18 protein-coding genes are annotated in these 17568 nt (G+C 36.1%); 8 read left to right on the top strand and 10 right to left on the bottom strand.

Features of this window, described 5'->3' with window-relative positions; genetic code table 11:
• Positions 1-102: 102 nt before the first annotated feature.
• Positions 103-1551, bottom strand: a complete 1449-nt coding sequence (locus ACNSTQ_RS06650; RefSeq protein ID WP_418199069.1) for a SulP family inorganic anion transporter — start codon at positions 1549-1551, stop codon at positions 103-105.
• Positions 1552-1854: 303 nt separating this feature from the next.
• A complete protein-coding gene (locus ACNSTQ_RS06645; RefSeq protein ID WP_418199068.1) occupies positions 1855-3582 on the bottom strand; it encodes a BCCT family transporter in 1728 nt (575 codons plus the stop codon).
• 493 nt (positions 3583-4075) lie between these two features.
• Here ACNSTQ_RS06645 and ACNSTQ_RS06640 point away from each other — a divergent pair, with 493 nt between their 5' ends.
• Complete coding sequence (locus ACNSTQ_RS06640; RefSeq protein WP_418199067.1) at positions 4076-4732, top strand: potassium channel family protein; 657 nt, start codon at positions 4076-4078, stop codon at positions 4730-4732.
• 74 nt (positions 4733-4806) lie between these two features.
• Here the strand turns inward: ACNSTQ_RS06640 and ACNSTQ_RS06635 are convergent, their stop codons facing one another.
• Positions 4807-4935, bottom strand: coding sequence for a hypothetical protein (locus ACNSTQ_RS06635; RefSeq protein WP_418199066.1), 129 nt, complete (start codon positions 4933-4935; stop codon positions 4807-4809).
• Positions 4936-5119: 184 nt separating this feature from the next.
• Between ACNSTQ_RS06635 and msrB the strand changes: the two genes are divergently transcribed.
• Together msrB and ACNSTQ_RS06625 are read left to right on the top strand one after the other, a co-directional pair.
• Complete coding sequence (gene msrB / locus ACNSTQ_RS06630) at positions 5120-6079, top strand: peptide-methionine (R)-S-oxide reductase MsrB (protein ID WP_418199065.1); 960 nt, start codon at positions 5120-5122, stop codon at positions 6077-6079.
• Between the two features lie 210 nt (positions 6080-6289).
• Positions 6290-8197: a flagellar assembly protein A gene (locus ACNSTQ_RS06625; protein WP_418199064.1), complete on the top strand. Its 1908-nt coding sequence runs from the start codon at positions 6290-6292 to the stop codon at positions 8195-8197.
• 100 nt (positions 8198-8297) lie between these two features.
• Here the strand turns inward: ACNSTQ_RS06625 and ACNSTQ_RS06620 are convergent, their stop codons facing one another.
• From ACNSTQ_RS06620 to ACNSTQ_RS06605, 4 genes are all read right to left on the bottom strand, one after another.
• Positions 8298-9311 (bottom strand): hypothetical protein, encoded by a 1014-nt coding sequence (locus ACNSTQ_RS06620; protein WP_418199063.1) that lies wholly within the window; start codon positions 9309-9311, stop codon positions 8298-8300.
• Entirely contained in the window at positions 9301-10179 is an 879-nt protein-coding gene (locus ACNSTQ_RS06615) for an ABC transporter ATP-binding protein (protein WP_418199062.1), read from the bottom strand. The genes ACNSTQ_RS06620 and ACNSTQ_RS06615 overlap by 11 nt, the downstream gene beginning before the upstream one ends.
• Positions 10166-10564 (bottom strand): GntR family transcriptional regulator, encoded by a 399-nt coding sequence (locus tag ACNSTQ_RS06610; RefSeq protein WP_418199061.1) that lies wholly within the window; start codon positions 10562-10564, stop codon positions 10166-10168. The genes ACNSTQ_RS06615 and ACNSTQ_RS06610 overlap by 14 nt, the downstream gene beginning before the upstream one ends.
• Positions 10565-10760: 196 nt before the next feature.
• Positions 10761-11975, bottom strand: a complete 1215-nt coding sequence (locus ACNSTQ_RS06605; protein ID WP_418199060.1) for a NupC/NupG family nucleoside CNT transporter — start codon at positions 11973-11975, stop codon at positions 10761-10763.
• A 212-nt stretch (positions 11976-12187) separates the two neighbouring features.
• Here ACNSTQ_RS06605 and fumC point away from each other — a divergent pair, with 212 nt between their 5' ends.
• Positions 12188-13573, top strand: a complete 1386-nt coding sequence (gene fumC / locus ACNSTQ_RS06600; RefSeq protein WP_418199059.1) for a class II fumarate hydratase — start codon at positions 12188-12190, stop codon at positions 13571-13573.
• Positions 13574-13685: 112 nt separating this feature from the next.
• On the opposite strand, the gene ACNSTQ_RS06595 is transcribed toward fumC, so the two are convergent.
• Together ACNSTQ_RS06595 and ACNSTQ_RS06590 are read right to left on the bottom strand one after the other, a co-directional pair.
• Positions 13686-13880: a hypothetical protein gene (locus ACNSTQ_RS06595; protein WP_418199058.1), complete on the bottom strand. Its 195-nt coding sequence runs from the start codon at positions 13878-13880 to the stop codon at positions 13686-13688.
• Positions 13881-14024: 144 nt separating this feature from the next.
• Positions 14025-14576 carry a phosphatidylglycerophosphatase A gene (locus ACNSTQ_RS06590; RefSeq protein ID WP_418199057.1) on the bottom strand — a complete coding sequence of 184 codons (552 nt, stop codon included), beginning with the start codon at positions 14574-14576 and terminating at the stop codon, positions 14025-14027.
• 286 nt (positions 14577-14862) lie between these two features.
• On the opposite strand from ACNSTQ_RS06590, the gene ACNSTQ_RS06585 reads away from it, so the two are divergent.
• The 4 genes from ACNSTQ_RS06585 (at position 14863) to mscL (ending at position 17274) form a co-directional block, all read left to right on the top strand.
• Entirely contained in the window at positions 14863-15591 is a 729-nt protein-coding gene (locus ACNSTQ_RS06585) for an alpha/beta hydrolase (protein ID WP_418199056.1), read from the top strand.
• A gap of 24 nt (positions 15592-15615) precedes the next feature.
• Entirely contained in the window at positions 15616-16131 is a 516-nt protein-coding gene (locus ACNSTQ_RS06580) for a YjcG family protein (RefSeq protein WP_418199055.1), read from the top strand.
• Between the two features lie 2 nt (positions 16132-16133).
• A complete protein-coding gene (locus tag ACNSTQ_RS06575; RefSeq protein ID WP_418199054.1) occupies positions 16134-16553 on the top strand; it encodes a GNAT family N-acetyltransferase in 420 nt (139 codons plus the stop codon).
• A 217-nt stretch (positions 16554-16770) separates the two neighbouring features.
• The gene (gene mscL, locus ACNSTQ_RS06570; RefSeq protein WP_418199053.1) at positions 16771-17274 is read left to right on the top strand and encodes a large conductance mechanosensitive channel protein MscL; all 504 of its coding nucleotides are present in this window, start codon (positions 16771-16773) and stop codon (positions 17272-17274) included.
• Here mscL and ACNSTQ_RS06565 read toward each other — a convergent pair.
• Positions 17271-17564 carry an HNH endonuclease signature motif containing protein gene (locus tag ACNSTQ_RS06565; RefSeq protein ID WP_275117333.1) on the bottom strand — a complete coding sequence of 98 codons (294 nt, stop codon included), beginning with the start codon at positions 17562-17564 and terminating at the stop codon, positions 17271-17273. The genes mscL and ACNSTQ_RS06565 overlap by 4 nt on opposite strands.
• Between the last annotated feature and the right edge of the window lie 4 nt (positions 17565-17568).

Here is a 17568-nt window from a genome sequence, read left to right as displayed (position 1 = left end):
AATTAATAATTCAAAACCACAAAAAGGCACAAACACAAATCGGTACCTGGCACCTTTAGTTAACTAAAGGTGCCAGGTACCGACTTTTTGTTACATTTTACTTTAGTGACCTGAAGACATGCCACCAATTTTGTTCATTAAGTTTGTACTATCTTTATTTAATCCGATAAACTTAACATCAATATTATTTTGTTCGAACTTATATTTGATTTTATCAATAGCTCCGACTGCTGAGTCGTCCCATAAGTGAGATTGACTTAAATCAATAATAACTTCTGTCATATTTTCTTTATAGTCAAATGCAGCAACGAAGTCAGTCACAGAAGCAAAGAAAATTTGTCCTTGCACATAGTACGTTTTCTTTTGATTAATGACTTCTGCTGAAACATTAACTTTCGAAATTTTTCCTGCGAAGAAAATTGCACTTAGGAGTACCCCTGCGAATACACCGATTGCTAGGTTATGAGTAATGACAACTGTTCCAACTGTAACGACCATAACAGCTGCATCTGTTCTCGGTACTTTATGAAGCGTTCGTACAGAGTTCCAATCAAACGTACTAATCGAAACCATAATCATGACGCCGACAAGAGCCGCCATTGGTATTTGTACTACAAGGTTTCCTAAAGCTACAATTAGGATCATAAGGAATACACCGGCAACTAATGCTGATAATCTACCACGACCACCTGATTTAACGTTGATCACGGATTGACCAATCATCGCACAACCAGCCATTCCACCGAAAAATCCTGTTACGATATTTGCAATACCTTGTCCACGACTCTCTTTATTTTTATCACTTTCTGTATCTGTCATATCATCTACAATTTGAGCGGTTAATAAAGACTCTAGAAGACCTACAATAGCTAACGCTAACGCATATGGGAAAATAATCATTAATGTTTCTAACGTTAACGGAATTTGCGGAATTAAAAACATCGGAAGAGCTTGAGTCAATTCACCCATGTCCCCTACCGTTCTAACACCTGTTCCTGTTAAGATAACGAAAGTAGTAATGACAATAATAGCTATTAATGTAGAAGGAACTACCTTTGTAAACCTTGGCAACACATAAATAATTACTAATGTTGCAACAACTAGTGCATACATCATCCAAGTTGCTCCCACAAATTGTTCTAACTGCGCCATAAAAATTAAGATCGCCAAAGCATTAACGAAACCTATCATTACAGAACGGGGAATAAACTTCATATAGCGAGCTAATTTAAATACACCAAAAAATATTTGAATAATACCTGTTAAAATCGTAGCTGCTAATAAGTATTGAAGCCCATGCTCCGCAACAAGTGTAACCATTAATAATGCCATTGCTCCTGTAGCTGCGGAAATCATCCCTGGTCGTCCACCGACAAACGCAATGACAACAGCGATACAGAAAGAAGCATACAACCCAACCATTGGGTCCACACCAGCGATAATGGAGAACGCAATCGCTTCTGGGATCAACGCGAGGGCAACTACTATCCCTGCTAGCACATCTCCTCTCACATTACCAAACCATTCATTTTTTATTGTCTCGATATTCATCTTGCACCTCTATCTTTAAATTGTTGATTTTCCTTCCTTAGAAAATCAGGTTCCGCACATAACGAAGTGCATTGTATCACGATTTTTAAAATACTCAAACATCCATGTAAGCGCATTCTATCCGATTTTATCCCCGGTTTCCTCACCTTTTCTTTAGGTATCTAACTTATTCATATAAAATTCATATTTACATGGTAAAGGTCACCAAAATGCTATAAATAGAACTCAATGACAAACGAACTTAACTAATCATTATAAGTCCAAAAGAAAAAGAGACTAACGGTATGTCAGCCTCTTAGCTCATTATTCTTTCTTAGAATTACCTTCATCTGTTTCAATTTCTTCTAGAATTTCCTCTTTCATTTCTTCATAAAGTTCTTCCTTAAACTCTTCCAATACCTCTTCTTTAATTTCATCTCGAACCTCTTCTAGCATCTCTTCTTTAAATTCTTCGTATATATCCTCTTTCATCTCTTCTCGAACTTCTTCTTTAATAGCTTCAATTTGTTTGGTGCGTTTCTTTTTCGTTATGGCTCGATAATCTTTACTGATCATTAAAAACATCGATACAGCCATGGTCAGCATAATGATGGCAAATGGTAAAGCGGCAATAATGGAAGCTGTTTGTAAGCCTTGTAAGCCTCCGCTTAATAAGAGAACACTTGCAGTTGCTGCAATTAATAAACCCCAGATCAACTTTACATACAATGCAGGCGCTAAGCTTCCTCTTGAAGTCATGGCTCCTAATACATATGAAGCTGAGTCTGCAGAAGTAATAAAGAAAATAATGATTAACAACACAGATAAAACACTCATAACAGCACCTAACGGTAACTCGGCAAGCGTTGCAAATAGCGCTACTTCTACATTATTCATGACGATTTCGGCTATGTTACTTTCAGTCGTTCGTTGGAGGTGCAATGCTGTTCCACCAAATGCAGTAAACCAAATTAACCCAAGAAGCGATGGTACAAATAAGACCCCAAAGACGAATTCACGTATCGTTCGTCCTCTTGAAATTCTAGCAATAAATAACCCCATAAAAGGAGCCCATGAAATATGCCAAGCCCAGAAGAAAATAGTATATGCCCCTAACCATACACTATCAGCAAATGGGGTCATCGTTAAACTCATTGGAATAATATTGGAAATATATCCCCCTAATGTCGTTACAACTCCTTCAGCAATAAAGAGTGTTGGACCAAAGGTGATCATAAATAATAAAAGAATAGCTGCAATCGTTAAGTTCGTAATACTTAATATTCGTATCCCTTTATTTAATCCAGTTCCAGCTGAAAACATAAATAATATAGTAACTACAAGAATAACAACGAGCTGTGTCGTCGTATTATTAGGAATTGGTGTTAAGTATGATAATCCCCCTGTAATTTGCATCGCACTTAATCCAAAGGTCGTTGCCACACCAGTAGAAGTCGCAAGGACTGCTAAAATATCAATACCACGTCCAAACCAACCGTTAATACGGTCACCTAAAATAGGATAAAACGCAGAACTAATAAGAGCTGGTTGATCTTTACGATATTGAACATAAGCTAATGTTAAAGCAACTAAACCAAAGATCGCCCACGGGTGTAACGCCCAATGATACACTGCATAACGCAAACCCATATTAGCTGCTTCCACCGTTTCTGGAGTAACCCCATATGGTGGGTCCATATAATAAAGAACCGGCTCAGCAACTCCCCAGAAAACAAAACCAACACCAATCCCAGCGGAGAAGAGCATTCCTATCCACGTATAGTAGGAATATTCTGGCTTGTCATCCGGCTTTCCTAGTTTCATTTTTCCGAAAGGACTAATTGCTAAAAATAAAACAAATGCAATAAAGATCGCTGTAACAATCATGTAAAACCAACCGAAGTTTTGGATGGTTGTCGCTAATAATTCACTTGCTGTTTCTTCTAACCCGCCAGGCGCAAAGACCCCCCATAATACAAATAAACTTACTAAAATAGCTGATATGACGAAAACACTGCCTGGCTTTTTCGTGTTGTACGTATACTTTTCCATGTTTCCCTTACGAATCAAGCCATACTTGAACGTAAGGTCCCTCCCTTCAATTTCAAAAACTTCATTTTTAATAACTGCTAATAACTTTCCGCAACTATAAATCGTTTTAAGAAGTTAGTAAACCCTAATAATTACCGTAAATGGTTATTTTTATCGGTTTCCCTTACGTTTCCTCACCTTTTTTTCATTTATACAAGATGAACTGCTTTCCCTTCTTCAAACCCTACAAGCACAAAGTAAGGAAAATAAATTATATCACTATATCAACACCGTTTAAAGAAATCGACATTCTTCTATCGAGTTTATAATGTTATAGAATGTCTTATTACAGGTGTTTCGACCTCTTTTTATTTCCCCATATATAAATTTTTTCAAACCACAATAATAAAATTTCGGGAAGGTGACACATACTAGCACTATTAAGGCTTGTACGGATATTATTTTACCTAGCTTAAATAAAACAGAAAAATTAAAGGAAGAGGAAACATCTAAAATGAGAAAACAATTTGCCGTAATTGGTCTCGGGCGATTTGGGAGTAGTGTATGTAAGGAACTTTATAAACTCGGGCACGACGTTTTAGCCATTGATAATAACGAGGAAAAAATCAATAACATGACTGAGCATTCAACTCATAGTGTCATTGCTAGCGGAACAGATGAAAATGCCTTACATTCACTTGGTATCCGGAATTTTGATTACGTTATTGTCGCAATCGGTGACAATATCCAATCTAGTATCCTTTGTACACTGATACTTAAAGAGTTGGGGGTGTCTAATGTTTGGGTGAAGGCTCAGAATTACTATCACCATCGTGTATTAGAGAAGATTGGCGCCGACCGAATCGTTCATCCAGAGCAAGATATGGGTATACGAATTGCCCAACATCTGGTCTCAGAAAAAATAGTCGACTATATTGAATTATCAGATGAATATAGTATCATCGAAGTAATTGCTACAGAGAAAGTTTCGAATAAGTCACTCGATCAATTAAACGTCCGAGCAAAGTTTGGCTGTACTATCCTTGCCATCAAACGAGGTAAAGATATAAATATATCACCTTTTCCTTCAGAAATAATCGAACTAAATGATATATTAATTGTCATCGGTCATAAAAATGATTTGAAAAGATTTGAAGAAGAAGGAATGTAATCTGTCTAAGCATCTTTAGTTAATGACTTGTTCACACTGTATGTAATTTGTAATACGAAAGAGTATTACCGTTTTTAGGACCAATGTTTAATGAGCCGTATAATCATTCTGGGTAGGTAGAAAAGAACTTCTAGAAAGATCTCAAATAAATAATACGACCATCCACTTTCAGATGTTTTCTTTTTCTTTTTATCTTTTGTCATTACCTTCACTCCTTGAATACTATTTATTCTTTATATACGGACAAAGAAACGTTTGGTTTCATCGAATTGGATGGTTGGTTTTCATTGGGTTTATGAACGTAACGCAGGCATTATCTTTGTTTTTCTTTTCATTTTGTTTGTATACTACATACATAAAAAGTTTTCTTTGAGGGAGGTATCACTATTGGTAAATAATACGTTCGAAGTCGCTACATTTGCGGGTGGGTGTTTCTGGTGCATGGTTACACCATTTGACGAATTACCTGGTATAGAAAAGATCGTCTCTGGTTATACAGGCGGGCATAAGGAAAATCCTACATATGAAGAAGTTTGTAGTGAAACAACGGGACATTATGAAGCTGTACAAATCACCTATGATCCGACCATTTTTCCATACGAAAAATTAGTAAGTATTTTTTGGCAACAAATTGACCCTACTGACCCAGGCGGACAATTTCATGATCGAGGTCATTCTTATAAAACGGTGATTTTTTACCATACCGATGAACAAAAAAAGATCGCTGAAGACTCTAAAAAAGCACTAGAAGAAAGCGGTCGTTTTTCAAAGCCGATTGTTACTCAAATTCAACCGGCTGTACCTTTTTATCCAGCAGAAGATTATCACCAAGATTTTTATAAAAAAAATCCGTTTAGATACATGACGTACAGAAAAGGCTCTGGTCGTGACCACTTTATTAAAGAGCATTGGTCGGTTAAAAAAGACCCCGAAACACTTAAGAAAACATTAACGCCGATGCAATACGAGGTAACCCAAAATAATGGCACAGAACCTCCTTTTCATAACGAATACTGGAATAATGAAGAAGAAGGTATTTATATAGACATCGTTTCAGGTGAACCATTATTTAGTTCATTTGATAAATTTGATGCCGGTTGTGGCTGGCCAAGTTTCTCAAAACCACTACATCAAAATAAACTAGCTGAAGAGATGGATACTAGTCATGGAATGAGGCGTATCGAAGTTAGAAGTAAAAATTCCGATTCCCACCTCGGTCATGTTTTCGAGGACGGACCAAAGCCTACTGGATTACGTTATTGCATAAATTCTGCAGCATTAAGATTTATTCATAAAGACGATCTAGAAAAAGAAGGTTACGGGGAATATAAAAGTTTATTTAAATAATGTACCATAACGAAGCTGACAACAATCCCTGTCAGCTTTTTTATGTTTTTCAGATCATTTCATAATATATATTGTTCCGATCATTGAAGTTGAGTTCAACTAATAAACTCTGATCCTAAATAAAATTGTGAAATCTTTTTCTATTTTCATGTAGTTTTGTAAGACTTTTATACTATATACTTAAGGTATTAATTTCTTAGGTGATGCAGAATGAACAAAAAACAAAATGACATAATAGAGTTAATTAGAGATATAGAGATTGAGGACTTTAACAAGTATGAAACGGTAGAGACAACTACTGAAAGCGAACGACCTGAACACCATATTCTAAAGGATGATGGTTTTGTTGAAGTAAGGGATCACCAGTTGTTTATTATTAATCCTAACGCAAATGGACGCCATCCTTTACTTGTTCCTAATGAAAACATTTACATTACCGTAAATGGCAAGGTCTTAAAAAAAGAGCTCCTTGTTTTTGAACAAGATACCATTGAGTGGACTATAAAAATAAAAAAACCTTATCAAATTACAATCAGTGAAGATAAATTAAAAGTTTACTTACAAGTTTTTCCTGAGCTTTATACAAAGTACCGCTTGAAAGATAAGAAACGGAGTTTACGTTTCAAACTTGAGGTCGAGCATTATCACAAACCTTGTCATGTTGAGGAAGTTAGCTCAAAAATACTTGAAGATATAACGAAGTATGGAGTGAAAATTGAAGTAAAAGCTTCTGCCATTATGCAGGAGTTAATGAAACCTACCTTTAATCGAATCCTAGTTGCTGAAGGACTCCCCCTCATTCCATCAAGAGATGGTTTTGTAGAGAAGTTTTTTAAAAACGAGGTAGAAGAAGTTATAGAAGAAGTTAACGGAAAAGTTGACTTTAAAAACCGTCTTAAAATTCCGATTGTAGAAGCTGGGGCTCTAATTGCCCAAGTTCATCCGCCGAAAGAAGGAAAAGAAGGTTTTAATGTTCTCGGGCAAACGTTATTCCCAAAAAAGGCAAAACGACTAGATGTCCGTGCTAAACCTACTGTAAAAATTACCGAGGACGGAAAAGTAATTGCTCTACAACCAGGACGCCCATCTGTAACCGGCCATTATGTGAAACATATTAACATACTAGAGACATACGAAATCAATGGGGATGTTGATATGTCAACAGGTAATATTTTTTTCAATGGTGATATTATTATTCGCGGCAATATTAAAGATCACATGAAAGTAGAGGGCTCTGGAAGCATATTCGTTTACGGAAATGTGTATCATGCTTCAGTAACGGCCTCTCAGCACGTTTTTATTCTCGGAAATGTAATGAATAGTAAAATAAACGCTGGACAATTTGGGTTATTTTATAGTCGTGTGTATAAAATTACACAAGACTTATCCCTGAAGCTCAAACAGTTGTGGGAAGCCTTGAAACAGCTACAACACGCAATGGAATTAAAAGGCATTTCAATGGACTTTGGGTATGTTCTTTCAACCCTTGTTGACTCTAAGTTTAAAAATATTCGCGATAAAGTATTTGAACTATACAAAACCATTCAGGAAATGGCTGAACATCAGATTTCCTTTCCACCTCAACTGAAAATTATCTTAAATGCGTTAGCCAAATTTAAGGACAATCAATCCATCTTATCCATAACATCTGAACAGTCTTTGCATAGTATTCAATATGCCATTAATGAATTGATGCAGCAGATGGAGTCGATTATTTTAGAAGAAAGTAATATTGATTTTTATTCCGCTACATCGTCTCAGATTAAAACAAATGGAAAGATCACTATCAAAAAAGAAGGTATTATTAACACAACGCTTTTTGCGGGTAAAGATATTGTATTCGATAGAACAACTTCTGTCATTCGCGGCGGAAAAGTTGAAGCCCTCCAAACCATTCAAGCAGGTATAGTTGGAACTGATATGGGACAACCTCCAGAACTTTATGCGGGCGAAAAGATATGGATTGAAAAGCTCCACCAAGCTAAAATCAGCTTTCCAAATCATAACTTATTCATTGAAGAACCCATTGAAGAAATTGAACTTATATATAACTCGAAAACAAATAAAGTTACAAGTACCAAAAGTTTTTATAACACAAATGAAAACCTACCATCTTAAGATGGTAGGTTCATATTTTCAATATATACGAAACAAAAAGCTAGGAAAAAAAGCAACACAATGTACAACCAAAAAACTCTCTTCATCTTTTCTCACCTTTTTATTTATTCTTAACTGTAACGTTCATTGTTAATAACCTTGTCGTTAATCTATCAGACAGGTAAGCAAATACGAGAAACCCTATCCAATAGAACACGATAGTCAGTATATTACCATTCGTGTATGGCGTCAAGCTAGAAATTAACATTCCGCCCAGTAAAGAAAAACAAACGATAATTCCCACCTTAAAAGTCGGCTGTAACCCCTTAAAGATTAGGAATTCACCATTATGTTCGGCTTTATTTACCATATACAACCGCGTTGCAATAATTGTGAAAATGATTGTTGCGACAACAGGAATAAGTAATGGTTTGTTAGAATAGGTGTCGATACTATAAATCGGCCATACAAGGTAAGTTAGTGCTTCTGGTTCTGGTAAATACCCATTCGTATGGACCATCCAAAACCCTTGTAGTAAGAAGTAAAAGCCAAACGGGAAGAACGTAAAAATGAATGTCAATGCCATTTGTGAAATCATTTCTCCAGCAATTGTTCCGATTAACATAGCAAAGCTAAACAACGTAATAAAACCTAAGAGTGGTGTAATAAAAAGTTGAACATGAGAAAACTGCTCTAAAAAGTGACTATAATTGGAAGTTGCTACTAAGAAATAAGCCGCAAAATAATTGATTGTATAAAAAGTTGTGATCGTCACAAATCCAATGAGCCATTTAGTTAAAAACATATCACTTCGTTTATATGGAAGAGCAAACGAAAAATCGTTTTTGCGAGTATTTCGTTCGGAGCCAATCATAATCCCAGCTAATAAGACGATTAGTATTAACCCTAAAAACGTTGCAAATCCTCCAAAAAACAATGAGCGAACCATGTAATCATTTACAATTGGGTGTCCATACATGTCTGGATTGATTGCAGCCTGTTCCTCTAAGGTTTTCCAACTTTCTAAGCTAAGTGAAACTCGGATAGGAAAATCAAAAAAGAAGAGTAAAAGTAACCCGAAAATCAATGCCTTTGTTTGCTTAAATTCTTTCATCCACAACGCTTTATTCAGCAAACTCCTCACCTCCAAGCTTCGCTACGAAAATATCCTCTAAAACAACAGACAGTTCTTCATATAACAATGGTTCATACTTTTTTATTTCGGCTTCTTTTTCCACTATATCTCCCTCAATTAACAGCGTGTATACTCTTCCCGTCTGATTGAGCACATTCACGTATTTCTTTAATTCATCAGGTAGGTACTCTTTAAATACAACTTGAACTTTTCGATAAGATTGTTTCAGTTCATCAAGATCATAGTTGGATTCAATCGTTCCATCTTTAATAACGATAATTTGATCCGCCATAAACTCCAGTTCATCTAAACGATGTGAAGAAATAATGACTGATACTTGTTGTTCGGCCACTTCTTCAATAATATAGCGAAGAATTTTCTTTTTAATAATGACATCAAGACCATCTGTAGGTTCATCTAGCAAAATATACTTGGCTCGCGTTGAAAAAGCTAAGACGAGTGCAAATAGTGCCTTCATTCCTTTGGAGTAATTTCCAACTCTTCTCGTCTTCGGTAAAGAAAAGCGATCTAATAATTCATAAAAATATGTTTCATCAAAATTCGGATATATTTGTTTATACAATTTCACAATTTCTTGGGTCGAATAACTTTTCAAAGCTTCAGGAGAGTCGGGAACAAACACAATTTCCCTTTTCACTTCTGGAAATTGATAAATACTTTTCCCATCAAGTAGTACATCCCCTCTTGAAGGTAAGAGAATTCCAACTAGGAGCCGTAAAAGAGTTGTTTTACCAGCACCATTTCGACCAATCAATCCTATGATATTTCCCGGTTTTAATTGAAAGTTAATATCGGATAAAACATGTTGATTATGAATTGATTTTGAAAGCTGCTTAATTTCCATCATCTGAATCACCACCTATATCTTTAAATAATTCTTCTATCCACTGCTGTAGCTCTTGTTTTGTTATCCCTAAATACACACTATCAATGACTAGTTGCTCTAGAGATTTTTTCATTTTCTCTCTCTCCTTTTCAGAAGCTTCTATTGCTTCTCCTTCTGCAATAAATGTTCCTTTTCCGCGGATCGTCACAATAATACCTTGTCTCTCAAGTTCCTTATAGGCCTTACTCACAGTGTTCGGATTAATAACGATCTGTGAACTTAATTCTCGAACGGATGGAAGTTTTTCATTCGCTTGAATGATCCCTTTCGCTCGAAGCTCTTTAATTTGCATTATGATTTGTTCGTACAATGGAACATTACTTTTTGGGTCAATTCGTAAAAGCATGCATTCACCACCTTATAGGTTGCATTAATTGTCTTATGTGTACTACTTAATATATTACACTTAATACAATATTAAATATTCCAGCATGTGTCAATAGATATATTGAAAGTGATTCAGTTTTTTACAACGTTAACGTTAAGCTAACAATCAAAAAAAGTCCTCTTCACCTGAAGAGGACCTTACCTATGTTATGCAATTAAAATAACATTCCTGCTACTGCACCGCTTAATAACGAGGCCAACATACCCGCAGCTACTGCACGTAAACCTAATTTTGCAATATCACTTCGCCTGTCAGGAGCTAAGTTACCGAGCCCGCCTAATAAAATCGCTAATGAAGAAAAGTTTGCAAAACCACAAAGCGCAAAGCTGACAACTGCCACTGTTTTTTCCGATAAGTTCTCAATTTGCGGTGCAAATGAAAGGTACGCCACAAATTCATTGACTACTAGCTTTTGCCCAATAAAGCCTCCAGCTGTAATCGCTTCATGCCACGGTACACCAATCGCAAATGCTAAAGGAGCAAAAAGAAATCCTAAAATTCCTTCCAAGGTAAGGGCTGTTACTCCGAAAAGCCCACCAATCGCACCAAGTATTCCATTAATTAGTGCAATTAAGGCAACAAAGGCTAGTAACATTGCGGCGATATTTAGAGCTAAAGTTAACCCAACACTTGCACCTCTAGCAGCAGCATCTATCACATTTGCAGACTCTTTATCTTTTTCCATCTTAAATTCACCTGTAATATCTTCTGGATTCGTCTCAGGCACAATCATTTTAGCCATCACTAGACCTGCAGGAGCTGCCATAAAACTAGCGGCCAACAAATAGTCAAGTGGAACACCGAGCAATGCATAACCGACGAGGACTGATCCAGCAACAGAAGCCAAACCACCTGTCATAACAGCAAATAACTCGGATTGTGTCATTTTTGATATGTAAGGTCGTATAACAAGTGGCGCTTCCGTTTGTCCAACAAAAATGTTAGCAGCTGCACTCATCGATTCAGATTTACTAGTACCTAACAGTTTCGATAAAGCACCACCTATTATTTTAATGACCCACTGCATAATATTTAAATAATATAGAACTGAAATGAGTGAAGAAAAGAAAATAATAACTGATAGGACGTTAATTGCAAACATAAAAATACCGTTTTCTTCAACAAACATTTCACCAAACACAAAGCCGATACCCGCATTAGCATAATCAATAATACTGCCAACTCCTTGCGTTAGCCAATTTAAAACTTCTTTCCCTACAGGAACTTTTAGTACGAGAATGGCCAATAAAAGCTGGATAGCAAATCCACCTAGAACCGTCCTTAAGTTGATTGCTTTTCGCTTCGCTGAGAGTAAAAAAGCGATAGTAAATATTACAATCACTCCAAATATTCCCCAAAGTATATTCATACCTTACACCTCATTTATTAGTCCCTAAATGAACCGCTTTTTACAATGAAGTTATTATTTGCAATGTTGGAAATATCATTCAATACTAGCCGGGAATAATTATTAAAAAAATGAAAATGAATACGGCTACATAATAAATAGCGGGAATTTAGGTATTTATTAACAGAAATTATATAAAGCTAAGACTATAAAGATGTTTGGAGGAATGAACAATGGAGTTTCGAATTGAAAAAGATACGTTAGGAGAAGTACGAGTACCAAATGATAAATCATGGGGAGCACAAACACAAAGAAGTTTAGAGAACTTCAAAATCGGTAATGAGAAAATGCCGCTTCAAGTGATGCACGCTTTTGCCATTCTAAAAAAATCTGCTGCAATCGTTAATCATGAAATCAATAATCTTGAGGCAGAAAAAAAAGAGGCAATTGTTGCTGTAGCTGATCAAATCATTGAAGGTAAATTTGATACACATTTTCCATTAGCCGTTTGGCAAACAGGAAGCGGAACACAATCTAATATGAACATAAACGAAGTAATTGCTCATGAAGCCAATCAATTATTAGCCCACAAAGGCAGTAAAGAACGGGTTCACCCCAATGATGATGTGAACAGGTCCCAAAGTTCCAATGATACTTTTCCAACAGCTATGCATATTGCCGCAGTTGAAGAAGTAAATAATTTATTACTCCCAGCAATTAAGAAGATGAAAGCAGCAACGGAAAGAAAAGTTAAGGATTTCAAGAACATTATTAAAATTGGACGTACGCATTTACAAGATGCAACTCCTTTAACACTCGGTCAAGAAGTAAGCGGATGGCTGCGAATGCTTGAGAAATCTGAGAAAATGATCATCGAAAGCTTAGAACATATGAAAGAATTAGCCATAGGTGGAACGGCTGTTGGTACGGGAATTAACGCTCACCCTGATTTTGGAGATAAAGTTGCAAAAGAAATTAGTAAGGTAACGAACATTTCATTTTCTTCTGCTGAAAATAAATTCCATGCCTTAACGAGCCATGACGAACTCGTTTATGCTCATGGTGCATTAAAGGCACTTGCTGCGGATTTGATGAAAATTGCAAATGATATCCGTTGGTTGGCAAGCGGCCCTCGGTCTGGAATTGGGGAGATTACCATTCCTGCGAATGAACCAGGGAGTTCTATTATGCCTGGGAAAGTAAATCCAACTCAAAGTGAAGCTTTAACGATGGTTGTTGCACAAGTGATGGGAAATGATGCCACTATTGGCTTTGCTGCTAGTCAAGGTAATTTTGAATTGAATGTATTTAAGCCTGTCATTATTTATAACTATTTACAATCTGTTAAACTGCTAGCCGATGCTATCCATTCGTTTAACGATAAATGTCTGGTTGGAATTGAAGCGAATACTGACGTTATTGAAAACCTGCTTTCTAGGTCGCTCATGCTCGTCACTGCACTGAATCCTCATATCGGCTATGAAAATGCGGCTAAGATTGCTAAAAAAGCGCATGAAGAAGGGTCTACTCTTCGTGAAGCTGCTATTGCAAGCGGTTTATTATCTGGGGAAAAATTTGATGAGATTGTCCGCCCTGAAAAAATGATTGGGAAAAAGTAAAAAGATATACTCTACAACTCATTAGACAGAAAATAGTTGATCAGCAACTATTTTTTTGTCTATGTATTTCTATAACTTTCTACACGTTATTCTCTAGGTGAAAAAAGAGATGTCAGGACCCTTCTGACATCTCATCATATGTGTATCGAACAACATACTTATTCGTTTTTAACTTTTTTATTTCCACACATGGTCCAATTTCATAGCCATTGTGCCAGTTATCTTCAAGCTTTGCTTTTAAACATCCTGCTTGAAATTTAGATTGAAATGTTTGTTTCCAATAAATCCACCGTGGACGTTTTCCCATACCATTCCCTTGCCTTTCACTGATTTACTTTTATTCTATCCAAAATTCAAATAAAAGTTTACTCTTTCATAAAAAAATGGGATTTTCTTCATTGTTTTTTATCTCGCCGGCAAAGGTCGTCAATATATTTTCTGTCTATTTTAGTTATCCAATTTTATCTTCCATATCTAGTTTTTCTATTTCCTGGCGGCTTCGATTTTCATCTCGGTCACGCAACCTATGAGCCAATCGCGCAGCTGCACTAGCGGCGATACTGGCAACTAAATCATCTAAAAAAGTATGAGTCTGTGCTTTAATCTCATCTAATTCTTTAATAATTCCCATTTTTGCTTTATCTAAATAGCCGAATGTTGTCACCGCAATACTGCCAAAACCGAATACAGAACCTAACGCAATTGTTTCATCTACACCGAAAAGTCCTTCATCTGACTTAATGATAGACAGTAAAGGTTCGGATAACTGACCTCTTTCTGCTAGCTCGTCTATTTCGATCCCGACAAGGATTGCATGTTGTATTTCTCGCTTATATAATACGGCATCAACACTTTCGAAGCATTCTTCCATTGTTAGACTACTATAAAATTTCACTTGGAGATCGTACACAATTTGTGCAATATCCTCTAACTCGACTCCTCGTTCTTTTAATTTTCTTCTTGCAGCTTGTTCAACAACGTTTGATGGAACTGGTACTTTCATTTTTGCTTCCCCCTAGTTACTGATGATCTAGCTATTTTAAACAAGCTAGTCCATCTGTTTTAATTGCAAAAGATCCTATTATTTTTTCAAACTACTGTAAATATTTTAACATAAAGATAAGAAAGTGAGCACTTGGTTGAGAATTATGACTTCGCTATCGATTTTGGTGTAAAAAACTACACGTTTCGTAAAATAGTTCGTTTTGAAACCGAATTTTCTGCATATATGTTAGAATAATAACATCAGCACGATGAAAATTTGGACAATGTGAAAGGTTGAAATAATAATGGGCAAACAATTCTTCGGAACAATTAAAGAAGATCACATTTACAGTAAATACTTAAAAAAAGAACTACCAATTATGATCTACTTACCACCTAACTACTCACCTTTATACAGCTATCACTTGCTCATAGCTCAGGATGGTAAAGATTACTTTCAACTCGGCAGAATAGCTCGCCAAGCCGAGGAACTTATTTCGAATAACGAAATTGAAGACGTTATCATTATCGGTATTCCATATGATAATGTACAGGAACGCAGAGAGATGTATCATCCAGATGGAGCGCAAGCGGATGCGTATATTCGTTTTTTAGCAGAAGAGCTTGTTCCTTATGCAGAAGAGCATTTTCAAACGTACTCACTCGCAGCAGGACGGACACTTATCGGTGACTCATTAGCTGGAACCATTTCTTTAATGACAGCTCTACATTACCCAAATACATTTGGTCAGGTCATTTTGCAATCTCCTTATGTCAATTCTACCGTTTTAGAAGAACTGTCTTCGGCAAAAGCACCCCATTTAAAAATTTATCACGTGATAGGCAATCAAGAAACTAACGTTGAAACAACCAACGGAAAACAAAAAGATTTTCTTACACCTAACCGCGAAATGAATAAATTACTAGTAAATATGGGAATGACTTATCATTATCATGAATTTGAAGGGGATCATCGTTGGACGTTTTGGCAGCCTGATATTAAATCTGCCCTACTCTATATGTTTCCTAAATAAACATTGAAATAGGAGGACGATTTTATGAAATATGGAATTGCGGTGTTTCCATCAAAAGCTTTACAGGACCAGGCCAATTCTTACCGAAAAAGGTATGATTCACATTATTCATTAATCCCTCCCCACATCACGATAAAAAATACGTTTGAAATCGTTGATGAAAAATTGGATAGCTGTATTCAATATATTAGAAGTGTTACATCAACAATTTCACCATTTACTATTCATGTTTATAAAATTGACTCGTTTTTTCCGAAAACGAACAAAATCTTTTTTAAAATTCGCTCTAATGCTTCATTAGAGCAGTTGCATCGGTTATTACATGAAGATGTCATTAAAGAAGAGGTCACTCAAAAATTTACCCCGCATGTAACGATTGCACAAAACTTAACAAATCAAGAGCATTTTGATGTGCTTGGACAACTAAAAATGCATTCGATTAACCATGAAGAAACCATTGATCGCGTCCAACTGCTTTATCAGTTGGAAAATGGATCATGGACCGTACATGAAACATTTCACTTAGGAAAGGATTGTTAAATTTGAAAGTTATCGTCGTTAACAATGAAGCCCAATTACAGGATGCCTATTCTGTACGAACTACAGTATTTGTTGAAGAACAAAAAGTACCCGAAGAAGAAGAAATCGATCAATTTGAAAAAGAAGCTTCTCATTTTGTCGTTTATGACGATAATAAGCCCGTCGGTGCCGGAAGATTAAGAGTCGTTGATGGGTATGGAAAAGTAGAAAGAATTTGTATTCTAGAGAGTTATCGAAGTAAAGGAATTGGTAAGTTATTAATGGAAGAGATTGAAGCCCTCGGACGTAATAATGGACTGACAAAGTTTAAGCTAAATGCACAAACGCAAGCAGAAAAATTTTATAAATCCCTCGGTTATGAAACGGTCACTGGTGAATTTCTCGATGCCGGGATCCCTCATGTAACGATGACAAAGTCTTAAACACTTTTAAAACAAAAACAACTATAAAAAGTAGCTGATATCAGAAAAATCAGCTGCTTTTTTCGTATCATCTCTATTAAGCCAGATGTCATCTTACCACAAGCCAATGATACATAACGATTACTTTTTATTTATATAAACAATTAATCTATCGGCATTCTTACAAAAATCATTGCATAACATCTCATAAAGACAACCTTCTGAGGTGGGAGCTTAAATGAAAATCTTTACTGAATTCAAAGAGTTTGCAATGAGAGGAAATGTAATTGATATGAGTGTTGGTGTCATTATTGGTACAACATTCGCAAAGATTGTTCAATCGTTTGTTGATGATGTGTTGATGCCGCCCTTTGGATTATTATTCGGGAAAGTGGACTTCTCAAATCTCTACATTAATCTTACATCCAACCATTACAGCACTCTTTCGGAAGCTAGAGAGGCCGGTGTGCCGACGATTAATTATGGAATGTTCTTGAACCATGCGATTCATTTTTTGATTGTTGCTTTCGTATTATTTTTGTTCGTCAGACAAGTCAATCGTATTCGACGTCCATCTGGTGACCCCCTAGATCATATGAAACAGAAAATTTGCCCTTTTTGTTTTTCTAATATTCCTTTTAAAGCAACGAAGTGTCCGAATTGTACATCTGAGCTAACAATTGATGAAAGTAGTGAGTCGCGGAAAACAGCCAAAATAACAATAAAAAAACGAACAGGCTAACGTCTCTTTCTCGTTTTGCGTACAGGTACAGATTTAGAAGCCGGTTGCTTCTTTATGTATTTTAAATATTTTTTTATTTCCTCATCGTCCTTTAACTTTTCAATCGTATTTAATCTAATCGCTAACTCTCGATTAGAATACATGACGTGAATTTGTCGATGGCAAGGAAGGCAAAGAAGTGCCGTTGGCAAGTTCACTCCCCCTTCCTCTCTTGGGGTTAAGTGATGCACAGTTCTTTCAACTGCTTCTCGTTCACATAATTCACACGTTCCTACAGTAGCTTTACCCATGTCT

Origin of the sequence: Alkalihalobacterium sp. APHAB7 (genome assembly GCF_048323755.1) — a bacterium.
Classification (GTDB): domain Bacteria; phylum Bacillota; class Bacilli; order Bacillales; family Bacillaceae_F; genus Alkalihalobacterium.
Note: the sequence above shows the minus strand (reverse complement) of the source record. Positions and strands in the feature narration are given on the sequence as shown.